Origin of the sequence: Marinobacter sp. bablab_jr003, assembly GCF_016464245.1 — a bacterium.
In the GTDB taxonomy this organism is placed as follows: domain Bacteria; phylum Pseudomonadota; class Gammaproteobacteria; order Pseudomonadales; family Oleiphilaceae; genus Marinobacter; species Marinobacter vinifirmus.
This window is the reverse complement of record NZ_JADARC010000119.1, coordinates 340855-358561: the sequence shown is the minus strand read 5'-3', so window position 1 is coordinate 358561 and position 17707 is coordinate 340855. Positions and strand designations below refer to the sequence as shown.

Genomic DNA, 17707 nt, shown 5'->3' with positions numbered 1-17707 from the left:
TACCGGGCGACTCCCGGGTCAGTATCAGGCGGCGTCCTGGTTCTCATCAGCAGGCTTTTCGCCCTTGATGGACATCCAGCGTTTGTGGTCCGGCGAACCGAGGTACTCGAAATTGTCCTCGCCGATGTTGATGTGGTAGTACTTCTGCACCACGGTCTCGACATCTGCGCCTTCGCAGTTACCCTGATAGATCTGATGCACCGGCAGCCAGGCCTGCACGTATTTTTCCGGCTCGTGCTTGAAGATGTCGCAGCAGGCTTCGGAGCAGAAATGGTAACGCTCGCCGTCATGAACCAACTGACGATGGCTCAACTTGGTAGGCGCGCCCATTTCGGTGAACAGGTTAGGTACCTGGCACACCTGGCACAGTTGCGGCAGAGTGTTGTTGTAGAAGCGACGGCCAGCGGCGGCCTCTTTCGCCAGGTACTCGTAGCGCGGACGGTAGTACTTGTCGAAAGTGTCCGGGTACTTTTCAGACATCCAGTCCATTTCTTCCTTCTCTGGAACCCAGGTATGGAAGTTGGTGGCATGGCTATACTGGTAGAAAGTGGTCCACAGCTGGTGGCTCAGGTGATGCTTGGCATCGTTGGCCACTTCCTGGTACTTGGGCGGACGGATGCCGTAACGCTCCAGATCCTTGAACAGGGCTCCACCGTTCTGCTCGTAATACACTTCCCAGGCCTCGGCCCAGCTCATCACCTTGTTCGGCAGCATGTAGTCCATCATCATGCTGACCAGGCTGAGCAGGCGGAATCCGCGCCAGAACCACTTATCGATCCAGCGCTGAACAATGGGCACGTTGTCTTCGTGCTGCTCCAGGATGAACTTGATCACCTCAAGGCCCAAGGTCATGTGGCGTGCTTCGTCTGACTGGGCAGAGAAGCCGAAGGTCACGGTGGCCATGTCGCCGTTGTATGCGGCGCCCGACATAAACGGAACGAACAAGAGGTTAGTCAGCACATACTCGAACGAGAACGAAATGGCGGTCAGGAATTCGAACGGACCAGCGGTGCGGGCATCGTCAAAGAACGACTTGGGCACCGACAGGAACCACACCCGGTCGTGCATGTGCGCAGCATCATGCAGGCCGTTAAAGTGCTTGTTGTAATGGCTCATGGCGTGTTGCTGGGTCTGCGAATGACGCAACTCGTCAATCGACTGCATCTGACAGGCCACCCGCGCACCAGTACCACTGAACTGACGACCCGCCTTGGCATATCCCTGGTAGGCCCCATGTTCCAACGGAGATACGCCACCGAGGAACAGCTTCAGGGCGTTGACGTAGCGAGCGTCTGAAATGTTCTGGTGGCCATTATTCTGGGCAAACGCATCAAAAATGGCGTACAGCTTCTTCTCTTTTTCCGCCTGATACTTCCAGTACGAATCCATGGTCAGACGGAATGGGTCTTCCCACTGAGACCAATCGGTAATCTTGATACCTTCAAAGTCCTCGTGCGGGAAAATGTCTTCTTTTTTCTGGTAGGTAGGCTCCCAACCCATGTCGCGGGTCAGATACTGGTATTTGTCTTTGAGATTCAATTTCTTGTTTTGAACAGCCATGATGATTCTCCCAATTATTTCCACTCAAGAATAAAATGGTCATCGTCCTCATCGACATTGCCGCCGATGCTGATGACATTTACGAGCATTTCCTGAACATCCCAATCGCGCCCCAGCTTTTCTTCCATCGTTTCCCGATTTATCACCAGGCGCTTCTCAGCCTGGATCCGGATCAACGCAGGCTGGTGCTGTATTTCCGCATGAGGGTTATCCTCCATAACCGCTTCGGCGAGATAGCGAGAGTCATCGTTGTCCTGAAATACAATGAATACCAACTGGCTCATGCTGAGACTCCCCTAATCTGCAGTCCGAATTTCTTCAGGCGGATAGAAAGCTCCGCCCGGGCTTCATCCAGAGCGTCAATACCCACCGAGGCTTCTGCCAGTGGTTGGAGAGCGCTATAGATCTGCGGCTCCCACTGATCGATCCACGTCTGGAGCAGTTCGCAATTGGCTTCGCTCTCACCGGCGACGGCTTTGATCATCGCGTTGGTCCAGCGAAGGGATTCTTTGTACCAGTCGCGCATGAACTCGGTGAGCATGGAAACGTCTTCCGCACCCTGAGTCGCAAGCCAGTCATCCATTTTGTGGTACACCAGGGTGTACATCAGTCCATCCAACAGAATGTTCTGAACCAGGGTCAGTTCGAACCAGTCATCAACGACCAGGGTGTCCTCCACGAGTTTGCGCATGGGCTGCCACAGCTCGTCATCCATCCAGTAGCCTTTGGACTCGTCCAGTGCCTTACCGGTGCTACCGTCAATCATCAGAGCAATGCGAGACAGGTACTGACCAATGCCCAGACGATCCATCGCGGCGTAGATGTGCATCTGGGAAACGGTGGTGGCTACAGCGTCACCCGAGATCTTGCTGTTGTTCATGTTGGCGCCCAGTTCAACATGACGAAGAGGCACCAGCAGGCGCAGCAGCTGCTTCTGAGTCTCTTCCGGCAGGCGCGTCAACAAGTTGCGCTTGTCGCAAAAACCAAAGCTGGTCTCGGCGGACTCCTGCATTTTGGCCCGGTTGCCTACGTAGGCGCCGTAGTAGTACTGGCGGGGATCAGACACCGCGTACCAGTCGTCCATGCGGATGGCGGTTCGGCGATCATCATTGAGCTCGTATCGGGAATCCCATTGGGGGCGATAGTGGAAGTTGGTTTTCGCCTCCAGGTCGTAGCTCGCTTCCTGATAGCGAGTCGCCGGCTTGTCACCAAATCGGCGCGCAATGTGGCTGTAGGTGTGACGAATGGGTTCCATCGAGGTGGTTTTGATTTCGATACTCATATCAACCTTTCCGTTTTGTTTTTGTGGATCAGATTGTGGGTGTTGCTTGCTTGGCTCAATAACGCTGGCCGCGCTCCCCGAACCGCCACTTGACCATGTCTTCGTCAATCTCGCGGATCATGTCGGAGTCCATGTGGACCACATGGTTGTGCTTGCAAAAGATTTCGAACGCTTCGCGGGGGAGCACCAGTTCAACGAACAGCTCCGGGTAACCGATGGCGAAGTCAAATTCCACGAATTTGTCGCCAGGCTCGCTGCGGACCCGGATATAGCGGGTCATTTCGTCAAAGGTTTTTTCGTTGGTTGCGTTAGTCATGGTTAGCCCCGATTGTGTTTTTTGTTGGCTGACAAGTACTGAGCAACGCCTGTGCCACTTTTAGTTTTTGTGCGGAAACAAAAACACAGGAGACTGATTCAAAACACCTTTTCTATTCACAGAAAATTTCTACGCTGAGACCTAGGGACATCAGGCCACCCAAACCACCGTCGATTTTTCATCAAATGATCAATAAAAGGAGACACCTCCGCAAATGGTCGACTAACCGCCAATTACCATTTCAGCTGCCAATTTTTACTATTTGGTTGATTTTTGACTTCGATCATGTGCTAGATAATCAATTAATGAGCTCCACCAGAGCCGCTCCCCACCCACAATAATTAACGGGGGTCTCCGACCATGGCTGTCAGTTATAAGCCACAACTGAACTACACGGACTTCAAGGATCTGACGGAGCAGATTCATTTCCACAGCTCGGAAGGCAAAATCTGGTTTGGCGAGCAACGCATGTTGCTGATGAACCTGACATCACTAGCGGCCTTCCGTCGCGAAATTGTCAATAGCATGGGCATAGAAAGAGCCAAGGGCTTTTTCTTGCGACTGGGGTACCTGTCCGGCCTCAAAGATGCAGAGCTTGCCCGCAAGTTACGTCCTCACTGCAGCGAGCTGGACATTTTTCTTGCAGGGCCCCAGCTCCACTCCCTCAAAGGAATGGTGAAAGTTGTTCCCCTGGAGATTGACCTGGACCAGGAAACGGGCGATTTCTATGGCCGGCTTGAGTGGATCGACTCCTGGGAAGTTGAAATCTGCAAAACCGAACTCGGCCAAATGAAGGAGCCCGCCTGCTGGGTTTTGCTGGGCTATGCCTGCGCTTACACTTCCTCATTTATGGGGAGGGAGATCATCTTCCGGGAAGTCAGCTGCCGCGGCTGCGGTGACGAAACCTGCATGATAGAAGGAAAGCCCGCGGAAGAATGGCCCGACGCGGAAGAGTTCTCCCGTTACTTCAAAGCAGACCCAATGATCGAAGAACTCTACGACCTTCAGGAACAGTTGAACTCCCTACGCAGCACGCTGCAGAGACAACAAGGCCAGTACTACGGTATCGGGCAGTCTGCTTCGTACAACAAAGTCTGCAAAATGATCGACAAGGCAGCACAGGGGAAGGTTTCAGTGTTACTGCTTGGCGAGACAGGGGTTGGCAAGGAGGTCATCGCAAAAAGCGTCCACCTGCGCAGCGAGCGCTCTGATGGCCCCTTCATCGCGGTGAACTGTGCAGCCATTCCACCAGACCTGATCGAAGCTGAACTTTTCGGTGTAGAGAAAGGTGCATACACCGGAGCCAATCAGTCCCGGGAGGGCCGCTTTGAAAGAGCGGATGGCGGCACGATCTTTCTGGACGAGGTCATTGAGCTAACCCCCCGGGCACAAGCCACGCTTCTTCGGGTACTCCAGGAAAGCGAACTCGAAAGAGTCGGCGACAATCGTACCCGGAAGGTAAACGTCCGAGTCATCGCAGCCACCAACGAGAGTCTCGAACAGGCGGTTGAAGACGGCAAATTTCGGGCAGACCTGTTTTATCGACTGAACGTGTTTCCCGTACACATTCCACCATTGCGAGATCGCCAGGAAGATTTGCCGCTCCTGGCCAGTCACTTCCTGGAAAAGTTCCACGCCCAATACAACAAACGAACACTGGGACTCTCAGACAAGGCTCTGGAGCTATGCATGCAATACCGGTGGCCAGGCAACATTCGTGAACTGGAAAACGTGATCGAGCGAGGCGTGATACTTACGGACAACAACGAGACGATCAGTCAGGACGCTCTATTCGTGAGCCCCCCTCAAATCAGCCCGGATTCTGTTGAACACATTGATGATGACGGAAACATGCGTTCTGGCAAGCCCGGTGGGTACGGCGGAAGCTGGTCGGACCAAGTGATCGAACAGGGTATCAGCCTTGACCAGGTCGAAGAAACGTTAATGAAGCAAGCGATGGAACAAGCCAACCAGAACGTATCAAAAGCTGCGAGACTGCTCGGGCTTACTCGCCCGGCACTAGCCTATCGCCTAAAGAAGTCGGGCATTCTCGCTGAGAACTAAGCCTGTTTGAGCGCGACACGGATGTTGCTGCTTTCGTAAACTGATCAAATCAGCAACTGGAATCTGAAATTCATCATTTGATAAAAGTCAACGCTGAAAATGATCATCCACACAATTCTTAAGATACTACCTGCCCCAGAAAACCCTCTGTTATTCAGTATGTTAAAAAATCAATAATAATCTGGCACAGGCATTGCTGAATCACTGTTAGTCGCTTTACTTCACAAAAACAAAGACGGTGACAGAACAATGCAAGAAGCCCCTATGCGCTCTTTGCGCACCTCCGGCGTTGCGCTGGTGTTTACCAGCGCCACGACACTATTGCTGACAGGATGCGAAGCCCCGCTCAACCTTGAAGCGGTTAGAAGCATTGAGAATCAGCCCACCAAAAGAACCGATTTCTATCAGGCCATGGCCAGCAACCGGAACACTATTGTTGTTGCTGGCAACGATGGCGCTCTTCTCTCCAGCAGTGATCAAGGGAAGAGCTGGAAACGGCAACCTGAAATCACCGGGAGCAGCTTCCTGTCGATTACATCGTGTCCTGATCAAAGCTTCATTGCGCTTAGCTTTGATAACACCGTCTGGCACGGTGACGCATCCGCCAAGAACTGGGTAAAGCATGCCCTCCCGAGCCAGGAGCAGATGATGACTGTTGCCTGCTCACCTGATGGCAAGTGGCTGACTGCAGGGAGCTTCACAACGTTTCAGCACAGTGCAGATCAGGGCGAATCATGGAACGAGGCTTCCCTTTACGAAGATGCCATCATCAATAACCTCCAGTTCATCAACCAAGATCAGGCCATTGCAACTGGTGAATACGGGCTTGTTCTGAAGAGCGAAGATGGTGGTGAGAATTGGGATATTGCCGGGTATGCCCCTGACGAATTCTACGTTCACACCAGTTACTTCGAGGACGCCGATAACGGTTGGATTGGCGGCCTTAACGGCTTCATCTACCAGACCAACGACGGCGGTCAGAACTGGGAACAGATGTCGACAGCAACCAATGCTCCGATCTTCGGTTTCATAGCTGGAGACACCAGCCTTTATGCGTTGGCAGACAACGCCACTGTACTGCAACTGCAGCAAGATATCTGGAACAAGATCTCCGAATCCGAACAGCCGCTCTACCTCAGGGCCGGGCTGGCTCTGCCTGACCAGCGTCTTCTTGTAGCCGGAGGCCGAGGCCTGCTATTCGATATTAAACCCCAAACGGCCCTTGCCGCCAGCACAGACTGAGGTAACTGACCATGTCCAAACTGCATCGCTTCACGCACCTGATGCACCTGCTGGAAGTGTGGATATTCAACAACCCACGCAAGGTGCTTTCACTGATTGCTATTCTGACCCTGGTTTTCGCCCTGCGAATTCCCGGTTTGAAAATATTTACCGACTTTGCTGACCTGCTGCCCCAACAACACCCCTACATTGAACTGCACAACTCCATCAAAGACAGTTTCGGTGGTGCTAATGTTTTGGTGGTAGGGGTTGAGTTTGACGAAGGCGACATTTTCACGAATGAAAATCTCGCTCGCATCGATCGAATTACTCAGGCCGTCGATAGCCTGCCGGGTGTAAACCACAACCTGGTATCCAGTGTCACCCATCGAAACTCCCGAAAAGTATGGCTCACCGAAGTAGGTAGTATTAACTCCGAGCCCTACTACGACTCCACTCGCGGCCTGTATTCCTCCGAAGAACTGGAATCCATGCGCGCTGATGTTACCGCAAACCCGCGGGTCTATGGGCCTCTCGTGTCACCCGACTTGAAGATGGCGCTGGTCAAAGCGCAGCTGATCGAAGGCAAACTCGATTATGAAACAACGTTTGCCCAACTCCAGGAACTGCGAACTGAAGAGGCGTCGGAAGGCGTTACCATCTATGCCACAGGCCAGCCGGTATTAGTGGGCTGGGCCTACACCTATATGGACCAGATCCTGCAAATTTTTGTGTTCACTGTGCTCGCCATGCTAGCGCTGCTCATCTTCCACTTCCGTAAAGCGTACGGTGTGCTCATCCCCCTAGGCGGCGTTCTTGTCTCCACAATATGGGGGCTTGGGATTATCAGTTTCCTGGGTTACAACCTTGACCCTCTCGGCCTGGTAATCCCCTTTTTGATTGCTGCGCGAGCCATGAGCCACGGGGTTCAGCTGGTTGAGCGCTATTATGCCGAAACCCAGGAACTGGGTAACGGCCCGAAAGCTGCCAAGGCAACCTTTGACAGCCTGTTCCGTCCGGGATCGCTAGGGGTGGTGTCTGACGCCATCGGTCTATCCCTTATCGCGATTGGCTCCATCCCTCTCAACACACACCTTGGTATCTATGCCTCCCTGTGGGCCATCACCGTGGTATTTACCGTTCTGATAGGTGTACCACTGCTGCTCTCCATCCTGCCAACACCCAAGAACCCGAAAATCCGGGAAACGGTGTTGCGCCATATTGGTAGCACCAGTTCGCGCATGGTCACCAAACCGGGTTCTGCCCGAGTCATCCTGGCCGTAGGCGCCATTGCGATGCTCGGCGGACTGCTGGCCGCATCCAATGTCCAGATTGGCGACTCCGAGCCCGGTTCTCCAATTCTCTATCCCGATCATGACTACAACGTCTCGTCCCGGATCGTGAACGAGCGTTTCCCGGGATCAGAAGAACTTTATATCGTTGCTGAAACCGATGAAAAAGGAGGGCTGAAACGCCCGGAGGTACTGACAGCGTTGGCCGACTTTCAGGCCCATATGCTGACTGACCCGGAGGTAGGTGGCGCCAAGGGACTGCCAGACCTGATCAAGCAGGTTAACCGTCTGATGCACAACGACGACCCCCGCTGGTACCAGATTCCCCACGATGCCGGCTACGTGGGCGGCCTGATGTTCACCTACATGGCTTCCAGCCCGGTTCCCGGTGCCCTGGACGAGTTCAACGATACCGACGACCGTGTTGCCAACCTGGTGTTCTATTACAAGGACCGCCAGGGCGAAACCATTCGCCGCGCCATTCACATGGCAAAGGAATGGATTGCAGAGAATGGCGATAGCGTAGAAGGACTGACCATTCGGCTAGCCGGGGGCACCCTGGGTGTAGCGGCCGCAATGAACGAATCAGCATTCGAGACCAATGTAATCGTTCTGCCGCTTGTATTCCTGCTGATCTTCGCTTTCGTCATGCTGTTCTACACCTCATGGCACGCCGGCCTCATGATGTTGATGGCTATGCTGTTTGCCACCACCATGACCTACGCTTATATGGGCCTGAACAGCCTGAGTATCGACATCAACACGGTGCCGGTAATCGCCGTGGGCATAGGTGTCGGTATTGATTACTCCATCTACATGATGGATCGCATCCGGGAAGAAATGGCCAAGTTTCAGAACCTCCGGGAAGCTGTACAGCGTTCTATTTCTACAACCGGCATGGCAATCAGCTTCACCGCACTGACGCTGATGGCAGGAATCATCATGTGGGTGATCTTCTCTGACCTGCGTTTCCAGTCCGATGCCGCGTTATTACTGTGCGTAATGATCATCATCAACGGTCTTGCCGCAATGCTTCTGGTGCCCTCATGGGTGCTGGTCTTCAAGCCACGCTTTATCACCGACGTCTATGCCGACGAAGACGGCATTCTGCATTCGGATCATAGAAAACCGAAATCAACTCCGGCTGCTGCTCCCGCCAGGAAGCAGGAGGACGGATTTGTGCCAGGAGAACCGTACCGGGCGTAAACCGGTACGAAACTCCAAAAAAACCTGTAACGAGGACAAGCCATGCAAATAAAAACAAAAGGCCTGAGGCTCTGGTGCTACACCCTTGCGGGTGGTGCCTGCCTGGCGCTGACTCCACTGACCACAACCGTAGCGGCAGAAGATACCCGCGTTAACGGTTACGTTGAAAACGCCACCTACGGCCGAGAAGGCGTGGGGCTTTCGAAATTCCGCAATACCTTGCAACTAGAGCTGGAGAAAAAAGGCGGCGACGTGGGCATCTTCAGTAACGTGCGTTTCAACGCCATCCTGCGGGGTAGTTACGATGGTGTTTATGATCTGAATGATGACGAGTATGGCCGTAATGCCGGCGGGCCGATTCAATTACAGGATCTTGCCCAGGGCTCCGTGCCCCATGGCAGCGGTGTTGGCAGTCCTGCCAGCGCGATCCCCTTGCCCCCAGGAAACACCTTCGGCTTTGACACCACCCAAAACCCGAACGACGGCATGGTGGTTCTGGGCGAACACCTGCACGGGCAGGACAACGGCGTAGCCTTTGGTGTTCCCGTCCGGCCCTGTGACAAGGACGACCGTGGCTGTATCCAGGGCTACCTGGATAAAGATTCAAACGAGATGAGGTTCCAGGAATTCAACGACCGGGCCGACTTCATCCGTGAACTCTACGCAGATTTCGACATCAACTTCTCCAACGGCAACATCCTCAGTACGCGCCTGGGCAAACAGCAGGTGATCTGGGGCCGAACCGACCTGTTCCGGGTGCTCGATGTGATCAACCCGGTCGACTACTCCCGCAACAACATCTACGACGAACTGGAAGATATCCGGATTCCGATGTGGATGGTTCGTACCGACTACCGCATGGGGCCCACCGAAGTCTTCGACGGCCTGGCGTTTGATGATCTGAACTTCCAGGTGGTCTGGAACTTCGACAAGTTCCGGCCCCATGACATTGGCCAGTGTGGCCAGCCAAATGTGATTCTGGATGCTGGCTGTTTTTTCCGGGGCATGAATAACCTCTGGGAGAATGGTGGCACCGTGGCCAACTTCGCGGGCGCCACTCCTGACGGGGGGCTGGCAACAGACTTCGGCCCTGGCCAGATCGGTATCCGCAAGGCGCACATGCCCAGCTGGAGCCTGTCCAACACCCAGCTTGGCCTGAAGATGGAAGGGGTTTACGGCGATCTTGGCTTCTCGCTGAATGCGCTGACCTACCGTTCACAGCTGCCCTCGCTCCGTGGAGGCATACCCGCCCAGAACGGGTTCACAGGTGAAACCGGCGTTTGGCCGAGCCTGATTGCGTTCGACATTCACTTCCCACGGGTCAACCTGGTGGGCGGTTCCCTCGATTACTACTCACAAGGCATCGATACCGTATTCCGGGTCGAAACCGCCTATACCTCCGGTGAGGAGTTCGCCAACACTCTCCGTGAACGGCTCTACTCCGAATCCGATGTTCTGCGTTACGTGATCGGTGCAGACAAGAACATCTTCATCCCCGCCCTGAACGAGAGCCAGGCGTTCCTGTTCTCCGGCCAGATCTTCGGCCAGCACATTCTTGACCACGAACGTGAGCAGCGCACCTACGGCGAGGCTGGTATTCCCGACTGGGAACATAACTGGACCGCGACACTTCTGATCAAGGGCTTCTACATGAATGGCCGGCTCAGCCCCCAGCTCATCACCGCTCACGATTTCCGTGCCCAGGCGACCGCCCTTGCACCGTCTGTTGAATGGCTGGTGACCGATCGCTTCAAGCTGACCGCCGGCGCCAACTTCAAGGTCGGCACTGGCGCCCGCAAGTTTGACGACTGCCGCTCCTGTAACCCCTGGGATCCGTTCACACAAACCCCGGGCGCTGTCGGACAGCAGCCAGGTGAATCCGCAGGTGTCTCCAGCTATGAACCCCTCGGTCGCTTCCAGTCGGGCCCCATCGGCATGGCCCAGAAAGAAGACGAAATTCAGCTGACCGCCCGTTACAGCTTCTGATAACAAGAGGACAGAACCATGAAAACCATGAACAAACCAACGCTGCTTTCCCGGTGCCTGGCCGCTGGCCTGGCCACCGGCATGCTGGCCTCACTGGCCCATGCCAGTGACGACGTTATCGAGAACTCTTTTTTCCCATATAACGATTCGGTGCCTACGAAAGAGGGCCTGAAAACCGGCCTGGTGATCGACCAGTCTAACGTGGCTGAATTCAAAGACGTGATTGACCCGGCCTTCTACACATTTATCGAGAATGGCTGGACCTCCATCACCGTAGGTGACACCACCTCCTTTGGCCTGAACGAAGGCTACGTCGAGGCCACCCGCGCCGCCCTTGGCCAGGTTTCCCTGGGCGACCAGGTGGGTGAGATCAACGGCTGGCAGGCTGGCCGCCCGTTCCCGGAAGAGCCGGACGCCAACGACCCACGCGCTGGCGAGAAGCTGGCCTGGAACTACAAGTACGGTTACAACTGGGGCGACAGCGCCGCCATTTACCCGTTCTACTGGAAGTACCGGGACATGAACTCCGGCAAGCTGGAGCGCACCATCAAGTTCAACTTCCACTTCCTGAACTTCAAGGGTCGGGTAAACCAGGAACCGACGCCGGAAATCACCCCCAACCCGTCTGACCTGTTCCGCGCCATCTACGTGCAGGTGCTGGACCCGGCCGATGTGCGCAACACCCAGTTGCTGATTCACCGCGCCGCAGACGATCTGAAACGCGACAATTCCTGGCTGTACCTGGGCTTCCAGCGCCGGGTGCGCCGTCTGGCCACCGGCCAGGTAACTGATGCGTTCCTGGGTTCAGACCTGATGATCGAAGACTTCGAAGGCTACAACGGCCGAATTTCAGACATGAACTGGACCTACAAAGGTACCCGGAACATGCTGATGCCCTTCTACAACCACAACGATCTGGAACTGGATACCGAAACCCATCAGGACAGCGATGGCTATCAGGTAGTGGCCTTCGGCGGCCAGGGCGGCTGCTTCCCGAACATCACCTGGCAGCTGCGTAAGGTGTACGAGGTGGAAGCCGTTCCGGTGGATGACAGCCATCCGCTGTCGCGCCGGGTTCACTACATGGACGCCCAGACCTTCACTATCCCGCGCACGGTGTCCTATGACCGCAAGGGCAGCATGTGGAAAACCTTCACCATTGGCCAGGCGCATCCGGACCACCACCTGCCCCAGAACAAGGGCAGCGGCGTGTCTATCGATGACAGCTTCAGCATGATCGATGTTCAGGCCAGCCACTGCACCACCGGCCAGTTCAAGGGCCAGGTTGACCCTAAACTGTCACCACCACAAATGTTTAACGTGCAGCACATGCGCGCAACAGGCAGCTGATCGGCAAGTCGTAGTTGTTCTCCTCTGGGCCCGCTGTGCGGGCCCCTTTTTCATTTCGGAGGATGAAAAATATGCCCCGATATGAACCATTACCAGGGAACACGCAGGACCAGGATCAACTTCTGGTGCTGACTGATGACAAAGGCAGAATCACCTACGCAAGCAGCGCTTTTTGCCGGCTGTGCGGCTTCGATGAAGACTCGCTGAAAGCCGAAGGGTTCAGCCAGCTTCGACACCCGAACATGCCCAAAGGCCCACTGAATGATCTATGGGAAACCCTGGGGCGGAACGATTCCCGGATGGGCATGATCCGGAACCGGAATGCCCGCGGCAACGATCTCTGGCTCGATGCCTTTGTCACCCCAATCTCGGACGAGCACGGTCAGGTTGTCGAATACCAGGCCATTTACCAGGTACCAGACGGTGCCACGGTTCAGCGCACCCAGCAGGCAGCGAATCTGAGCGCCCGCAATCGGGAATCCGGCAACGACAGCGTCCGTTCCGCAGCGGCGGCCCTGGACAGTATCCGCACCCTGGCCCGGGAGCTGGATGAAGCCGGCGAGATTGTCCAGGAACTGGACCAGAACAGTCAGGCCATCGGGCGTATACTGGATGTGATCAATGCCATCGCAGAACAAACCAATCTGCTGGCGCTGAATGCAGCGATTGAAGCCGCTAGGGCAGGTGAAAACGGGCGAGGGTTCGCAGTCGTTGCCGACGAAGTGCGCTCCCTGGCCAAACGAACCCAGCAATCCACCGATGAAGTCCGCGAGATGATCACCGCCCTGCAGGAAGGGTCTGCCCGGGTGGTGGAGTCCATGGAAAAAGGCAAGCGCCAGTCAGCGGCCAGTGTTGAACAAGTATCCGCCAGCGCCGAAGCGCTTAAGGCCATTGTCGCCGGCATTAACGAAAGCGATGGCCTGAACCGGCAGATTGCTGCGGCCACCGAGCAGCAGAGCCAGACCGTCAGCCAGCTGAGCCAGGAGATCCACACCATCCACCAGCTCGCCAGCCAGACCTGTCACCAACTGGCAGATACGGTAAACGCCGGTGAATCCGTTGGCCACCATGTGTTCCGCCAGAAGTTTCTGATCAAACACCTGATGCCCGCCAGTGCCAGCCATGCTCGGCAAGTACAGCTCAAGGAGAAGGTATCGTGACAAGGCACACCAACCAGGACACCCACACTCCCCTCACGGTGGTGGTTTCCCGCCGGGTAAAGAATGGCCAGGAGACCGCCTTCGAGCAACTCAGCAGCCAGATGACAGAACGGGCCGCCAGCTTTCCGGGCTACCTGGGGGCCACCATGTTCCGCCCCTCGTCTCCGGAAGACCCGGAATACCGGATTGTCTTCAAGTTCAGGGACCGGGACACCCTGACCGCCTGGGAAGACTCCCCCGAAAGAGCCGAACTGCTTGAGCAGATTGAAGCGCTGCTGGCAAAACCCAGTGAGCGGGAAGTCACCTCTGGCATTGTCACCTGGTTTACCCTGCCCGGTCAGAACCCGGTCAAACCGCCACCCAAGTGGAAAATGACCTTCGTCAGCTGGCTGGCCCTGTATCCCGCCGTTACCCTGGTGTTCCTGCTCTTCGGCGACCTGCTGGCGCAGATCCCGCTGCTGCTGCGCACCATGGCGGTCACCATCGTGGTCATGTTGCTGATGAGCTACGTGCTGATGCCACGGATGACCCGGTGGTTTGCCTTCTGGCTGTTTCCGAAAAAGAACCACGATGTTCGTTAACGGCGAGAAGGATCTTACCCGGCAATGACCAACCTGCCTGTTAGCCGGTCTCAGTGGCTCGCGCTGGCCCTGATTCCATTATTGTCTGCCGGGTTGCTGTTCAGCCCGGTGGCGGGTTGGTTTGATGGCCCGCAACTGCTATCGGCCTTGCTGGTGATGGCCGGGCTTGTGCTGTTCGCCACCGGCGCCTTGCCGGAGTTTGTCACCGCCCTGCTGGTGCTGACCCTGGCCATGCTGCTGTCGCTGGCCCCGGCCGAGGTGGTGTTTTCCGGGCTCACTTCAACCGCCTGCTGGCTGATTGTGTCCGGGCTGGTGATCGGCATTGCCATCTCGGAAACCGGCCTGGCTCAGCGGGTGTCAGACCTGTTTACCCGCCACCTGGATACCAGCTATACCCGGTTGATCGCCGGCATCGTGGTGATCGGCATTGTGCTGGGCTTTGTCATGCCGTCCTCGGTGGGGCGTATTGTTCTATTTATTCCCATCGCGCTGACCATCGCCCACAGCTGTGGCTTTGAGCCTGGCAGCAATGGCCAGAAAGCCGTCGGGCTGGCGGCGGCCTTTGGCAGCCATCTGCCCACCTTTGCCATTCTGCCCGCCAATGTCCCGAACATGATCATGATCGGCTCTGCCGAGAAGATTCATGGCTGGAGCCCGATGTTCGGGGAATACCTGTTGCTGCACTTTCCGGTGCTGGGCATCCTCAAGGCCATCCTGCTGGTGGTTGCGCTGGTGCGGTTGTACCCGGACAACCCGAAACCGGTTCCGCAAGCGGGCCCAAGCCGGCCTTTCTATTTCACGGAATCGCGGCTGATGGTGATCCTTTTGTTGACCCTCGGGTTCTGGCTGACCGACACCTGGCACCAGATCTCCGCGGCGTGGATTGGCCTGGCGGCAGCCACCCTGCTGCTGATGCCCGGTATTGGCATGATCTCCACCCAGAGCTTCAACCAGAAAGTGAATATCAGCTCGATTCTGGTGGTGGCCGGCCTGCTGGGCATTGCCGGGCTGATCAACCATCAGAACATCAGCGGCATTCTGGGCGGCCATGTACTGGCCTGGCTGCCGTTGGAGCCGGGACGGGATTTCGCCAACTTCCTTACGTTGTCACTGGCGGCGACCGCGACCGGGATGGTCACCACCCTGGCCGGCATTCCGGCAACGCTCACACCCCTGGCCGGCGCCATGAGCGAGATGACCGGTTTCAGTCTGGAAGCGGTGCTGATGACCCAGGTTCTGGGCTTCTCCACCATCATCTTCACCTACCAGTCCGTACCGTTGATGATGGCCATGCCCCTGGCCGGCATTCCCATGCGTCATGCCGCCCGGTTATGCCTGATTCTGTCAGCACTCACCATCCTGGTGCTGTTTCCGCTAGATTACCTGTGGTGGAAATGGCTGGGGTGGATCTGAAGCGACAGCGCGCCCCAGCCCCGGTTCTGGTTGTCCCTACAGGTGGTTCATCAGTGCCCGCAATTGCGCGTTGTCGGGGTATCGTTGCAACAAGGCTTGGGTCACTTGCCTGGCTCTGTCCTTCTGGTCTAGCTGGAACAGTGCAACCGCGTACCGGTAGCCAAACAGCCACTGGCCGGGCGCCAGTGCATGGGCCTGTTCCAGATCCGCCAGTGCTGCCGGGTAGTCTTGCAGGCGAATGCGGATCAAGCCCCGAAGATGAATCAGTTGGGGTTCGTCAGGGCTGTGTTCCAGGGTTTGATCAATGGCCCGGACCGCCTCCAGGTTGCGGTCTCCGGAACGGAGAATATCGGTCAGCAGGATGGTGGCGGGCACATAGCCCCGGTCTTTGGCCAGTGCACGTTTGAGTTGTTGCTCAGCCTTGTAGACATAATCCCCGGCCATCAGGTATCGGGCTTTCAGCACACTGCCCGCGGGCAGGTCTGACTGCATATCAACATAGTGCTCGTATTCCCGCTTGACCCCGGCCCAGCGTTCGGAGTCCGGCAGGCTGCCGCTCCACACCATGGATTCAAAAGCCGCCAGCCTGACCGCCAGGGAGTTATCAGCCAGACCATTTTCAGCAAGCTCCCGGGCCTGGCTCATGTCGCCGTGCCTGAGCACACGATAAGCGCTTTCGCGGATCACCGCATGATCGCTCTGGACCAGGCGCGCCACCACCGACATGTGCCGGGCCACGAGGGTGTCCCCGTGCTGTTCCAGCAGCGTTGCCCGGCGAATGGCAGGCTCGCCCTCATCGGCCAGATAGGCCAGAACCTCTGACAGGTTACGTTGCTGAACGTGATGCCAGGTATCCGGCTGGTAAAGATCCGGATACCAGCTCCCGACGGTGTCCATCGACCAGGCACGATCCTGGTCTGTGTGGCACGCCAGGCAAACATCAGGGCTGCCGGATGCCTTCGACACATCTGGCCGGGGCACCATGAAACTGTGCTCCCGCCGGTCATCGATTCCCATAAACGTGGCTTCGGGCATGTGGCAGCTTACGCACTGCGCACCTTCGCTGTTGCGGGGGTGATGGTGGTGATCCGGGGTATCGTAGTCACCGGCGTTGTGGCACTGGGCACAGACACCGTTGCCTTCAATCTTGAGCTTGCCGGTATGGGGGTTATGGCAGTCGCTACAGACCACACCGGCCTGGAACATCTTGCTTTGTTCAAAGGAGCCCAGCACAAATACCTCTTCCCGGACTCGCCCATCAGAGTAATACAACGGCTGGTCGAGCCGGCTCAGGCTGAACTGATCGTGTACCTGGCTACCGCCAGAATCCGTCAAGCTGGTGCGCAGGGAATGGCACTGTCCGCAGGTGGCCACCTGTTTGGAACCAGGCTTGGCTCCCTGCAGGCGAGGTGGCTGTTTTCCTTCACTCACCAGCCAGGCCCCCACCGCCGCCAGTTGCACACCGGCGGCCAGGGAGTCTCCGCTTTGCTGCGCAGAGGCATGGTCCAGAGCCGCATCATGGCAAGCGGTGCAACTCACGGCCACGTGCTGCCACTCGGTGTGGTATCGGTCTTCCACCGGGTCGTAGTTACGCTCCAGCCCGGTGGAATGGCAATCGGCGCATTGGTTGTTCCAGTTCTGGTAGATGCCGGTCCAGTGCATGGCATCACCCGGCCGGTTCTGCCCCGGTTCATCCAGCCGGAACCAACGTTGACCACCCTCGGACTTGCTCCGGGTATCCCAGGCAATGTTGAAAGCCTGAAGGCGGCCATCGCCAATATCAATCAGGTACTGTTGCAGCGGGTAAACCCCGAAGGTGTAGCGGACGGTCCACTGGCGTTTTTCGTCACCCTCCCGTGCGTGAATAACGAATTGCCCGTCTTTCTCCAGGAATTGAACGGCAAGCTCTGAGTCTTGATAGTGGGCGCCGGAGAAATCACCGGCCACCGCCTCCGGGCTGGCTTCCGCCATGGCGACGGCGTGCTGGGAGCGGGACCATTCGGCCACTTCCCCTTCATGGCAATCCACACAAACAGAAGGGTCGGCCACGGCCGTGCCGCCGGCCAGCACCAGCAAACCGATGGCTAATAGTCTCCAGCCTCGCTTCATCATATCGTTCAATTCCATGTTACCTAGGCACCCATTTCACCAGATCATAAACCCGAATTCCCGGAATATCCTGCGACTCCCCCTGTAACCCCACAACCTGCAAAGGCTGGCCCAACTTTCGGGATATGGCCTGCCACTTGCTTGATTTATGATAAAGATCGTGACGA

Annotated in this window: 13 protein-coding genes and 1 pseudogene; 9 read left to right on the top strand and 5 right to left on the bottom strand. The window is 56.5% G+C overall.

All coding sequences use genetic code 11. The features are described from left to right. Positions 1 to 24: 24 nt before the first annotated feature. The 4 genes from H3Z84_RS13870 to H3Z84_RS13855 are packed head-to-tail and all read right to left on the bottom strand — an operon-like array spanning position 25 to position 3158. Positions 25 to 1560 carry an aromatic/alkene/methane monooxygenase hydroxylase/oxygenase subunit alpha gene (locus H3Z84_RS13870; RefSeq protein WP_199457858.1) on the bottom strand — a complete coding sequence of 512 codons (1536 nt, stop codon included), beginning with the start codon at positions 1558 to 1560 and terminating at the stop codon, positions 25 to 27. 14 nt (positions 1561 to 1574) lie between these two features. After that, positions 1575 to 1844 (bottom strand): MmoB/DmpM family protein, encoded by a 270-nt coding sequence (locus tag H3Z84_RS13865; protein WP_061332470.1) that lies wholly within the window; start codon positions 1842 to 1844, stop codon positions 1575 to 1577. Further along, positions 1841 to 2842 carry an aromatic/alkene monooxygenase hydroxylase subunit beta gene (locus H3Z84_RS13860; RefSeq protein WP_199457857.1) on the bottom strand — a complete coding sequence of 334 codons (1002 nt, stop codon included), beginning with the start codon at positions 2840 to 2842 and terminating at the stop codon, positions 1841 to 1843. Before H3Z84_RS13860 ends, H3Z84_RS13865 begins: the two co-directional genes overlap by 4 nt. Before the next feature lie 55 nt (positions 2843 to 2897). After that, on the bottom strand, positions 2898 to 3158 hold the full coding sequence (locus H3Z84_RS13855) for a phenol hydroxylase subunit (protein ID WP_094624498.1): 261 nt from the start codon (positions 3156 to 3158) through the stop codon (positions 2898 to 2900). A 360-nt stretch (positions 3159 to 3518) separates the two neighbouring features. On the opposite strand from H3Z84_RS13855, the gene H3Z84_RS13850 reads away from it, so the two are divergent. The 9 genes and pseudogenes from H3Z84_RS13850 (at position 3519) to H3Z84_RS13815 (ending at position 15431) form a co-directional block, all read left to right on the top strand. Continuing rightward, positions 3519 to 5222, top strand: coding sequence for a sigma-54-dependent Fis family transcriptional regulator (locus tag H3Z84_RS13850; RefSeq protein ID WP_199457856.1), 1704 nt, complete (start codon positions 3519 to 3521; stop codon positions 5220 to 5222). Between the two features lie 249 nt (positions 5223 to 5471). Further along, complete coding sequence (locus tag H3Z84_RS13845) at positions 5472 to 6464, top strand: WD40/YVTN/BNR-like repeat-containing protein (protein ID WP_199457855.1); 993 nt, start codon at positions 5472 to 5474, stop codon at positions 6462 to 6464. An 11-nt stretch (positions 6465 to 6475) separates the two neighbouring features. Beyond that, complete coding sequence (locus H3Z84_RS13840; protein ID WP_199457854.1) at positions 6476 to 8941, top strand: efflux RND transporter permease subunit; 2466 nt, start codon at positions 6476 to 6478, stop codon at positions 8939 to 8941. Positions 8942 to 8983: 42 nt separating this feature from the next. After that, positions 8984 to 10927 carry a DUF1302 family protein gene (locus H3Z84_RS13835; protein WP_199457853.1) on the top strand — a complete coding sequence of 648 codons (1944 nt, stop codon included), beginning with the start codon at positions 8984 to 8986 and terminating at the stop codon, positions 10925 to 10927. An 18-nt stretch (positions 10928 to 10945) separates the two neighbouring features. Then, complete coding sequence (locus tag H3Z84_RS13830; protein ID WP_199457852.1) at positions 10946 to 12277, top strand: DUF1329 domain-containing protein; 1332 nt, start codon at positions 10946 to 10948, stop codon at positions 12275 to 12277. 62 nt (positions 12278 to 12339) lie between these two features. Continuing rightward, positions 12340 to 12672, top strand: a pseudogene (locus tag H3Z84_RS17390) (PAS domain-containing protein); the annotation flags it as partial. A gap of 9 nt (positions 12673 to 12681) precedes the next feature. Then, a complete protein-coding gene (locus H3Z84_RS13825; protein ID WP_416226194.1) occupies positions 12682 to 13437 on the top strand; it encodes a methyl-accepting chemotaxis protein in 756 nt (251 codons plus the stop codon). Continuing rightward, entirely contained in the window at positions 13434 to 14018 is a 585-nt protein-coding gene (locus H3Z84_RS13820) for an antibiotic biosynthesis monooxygenase (RefSeq protein ID WP_323127004.1), read from the top strand. The genes H3Z84_RS13825 and H3Z84_RS13820 overlap by 4 nt, the downstream gene beginning before the upstream one ends. A gap of 24 nt (positions 14019 to 14042) precedes the next feature. Beyond that, complete coding sequence (locus H3Z84_RS13815) at positions 14043 to 15431, top strand: SLC13 family permease (protein ID WP_199457850.1); 1389 nt, start codon at positions 14043 to 14045, stop codon at positions 15429 to 15431. 36 nt (positions 15432 to 15467) lie between these two features. On the opposite strand, the gene H3Z84_RS13810 is transcribed toward H3Z84_RS13815, so the two are convergent. Continuing rightward, positions 15468 to 17558: a tetratricopeptide repeat protein gene (locus H3Z84_RS13810; RefSeq protein WP_199457849.1), complete on the bottom strand. Its 2091-nt coding sequence runs from the start codon at positions 17556 to 17558 to the stop codon at positions 15468 to 15470. Positions 17559 to 17707 lie beyond the last annotated feature (149 nt).